The sequence below is a fragment of the Nonomuraea basaltis genome, assembly GCF_005893125.1.
Taxonomy (GTDB): Bacteria; Actinomycetota; Actinomycetes; order Streptosporangiales; family Streptosporangiaceae; genus Nonomuraea; species Nonomuraea basaltis.
The window spans coordinates 1-1,364 of record NZ_VCJS01000560.1; the positions used below are offsets into that span (position 1 = coordinate 1).

Consider the following 1,364-nt stretch of genomic DNA (forward strand, 5'->3'; position numbering starts at 1 on the left):
GAGGGGCCACCGTGCGGTAGCCCTGCGCACCGACAAGCGCGCGCGGATCTACCAGGGCACCATCGACGTTGCCTCGATCAGGATCTGGCTCCGCGACCCGACTTAATGATCCACGGGACACGCCCTAACAGGCCCAAGCCGGGGGGCCCCGTGATCTCCTCGACGGCGCTGAGGACCGATGGGACAGTGGCATGCATGGAAGCTGCCAGGCGACCTGAGAAAATGTCAGTAGCTAGGCTCCACCGCCGGGGGTCTCGGTGCGTAGCTGGCTGCGGGTGAGCAGTGACTTACTGACGCCCTGGTGTCGTCAGCGCTGGTCCGGCTCGGGTGCCGCACTGGGCGGGGGGCACTCATCGGGCCCTCTGCCTGGGTTGCCGACCGTGCTGTTCACCTGTCGGCCTGGCCTTCCTGGCAGGCCCGCACCCGCCAGGCCAACCTGATGCTGCACCACGCGACCAGGCTCGACACCCAGCCGCCGAATGCACCACCCGCAGGGCCATGACCTCGGTGTTTTCCTCCCAGTCGAAACATGCAGACACGAGGCGTCCCCGACCGGTGAACTGTCACTGCACTCCCCGCGAAGGGGACCAATCTCGTGATCAAGGGGAATCGTTCATGCACCAACGAGGCAAGCGGCTCGCCGCGCTCGGGCTGCTCGTCGGGGGACTGTCCGTTCTGGCACCCGGGACCGCCACCGCCGCGGTCGACTGGCCGAGCACCGGCGGAGTCGCGCCGCTCAGGGGCGACTGGCCGACCACCGGCGGGATCGTGACCCCACTGGGCAACTGGGAGGAAAATTGAAGCGCGCACTCAGTATCGGAGCCAGCGGTCTTGTCCTGATCGGAGGGCTTTCCGCGGCCCCGGCGACCGCACACGCCGCAACGCCTGCAGCGGCGGCGGAGTGTTTCACGTCCAAGGTGCGGACGGTGAGCAACAGCGCTGCGAAGGCCGCGTTCAACCGCACCCGCTGCTACGGGGCGAAGACGTGGATCTTCCGCGGGTACGTCAAACATAGGACCGACGTCCTCACCGGCTTCACCCACGCCCAACTACGGATGCATGTGTATAAGACGAATAACGTGGCGTACACGAAGTACGTCAACACGAAGAGCCTCAAGGATTTCCGCTTCACGATCAAGATGAAGTACCTCACCGTCCGCGTGGACGTGCGCGGGTACCGGAAGACGTGGCTGGGAAACGAGTACGGTAAGTGGTCGAGCAGCGAGACGGTGCACCGCTAGAAGATCACTGAAGATCTTGTGATGACCGCTGTGTTTCTGGGGGTGGATCGGCCGCGGGCTGTCTAGGCCGGGCTGGGGTCGAGTGTCCAGATGCCGCCGGTGTGGGTGAGTCCGAGGTTGATC

2 protein-coding genes are annotated in these 1,364 nt (G+C 65.4%); both read left to right on the top strand.

Annotated elements, in window-relative coordinates; genetic code table 11:
- The first annotated feature begins 615 nt into the window (after window positions 1-615).
- Complete coding sequence (locus EJK15_RS69370) at window positions 616-801, top strand: hypothetical protein (protein WP_138720933.1); 186 nt, start codon at window positions 616-618, stop codon at window positions 799-801.
- A gap of 125 nt (window positions 802-926) precedes the next feature.
- Complete coding sequence (locus tag EJK15_RS69375) at window positions 927-1,241, top strand: hypothetical protein (RefSeq protein ID WP_138720934.1); 315 nt, start codon at window positions 927-929, stop codon at window positions 1,239-1,241.
- Window positions 1,242-1,364 lie beyond the last annotated feature (123 nt).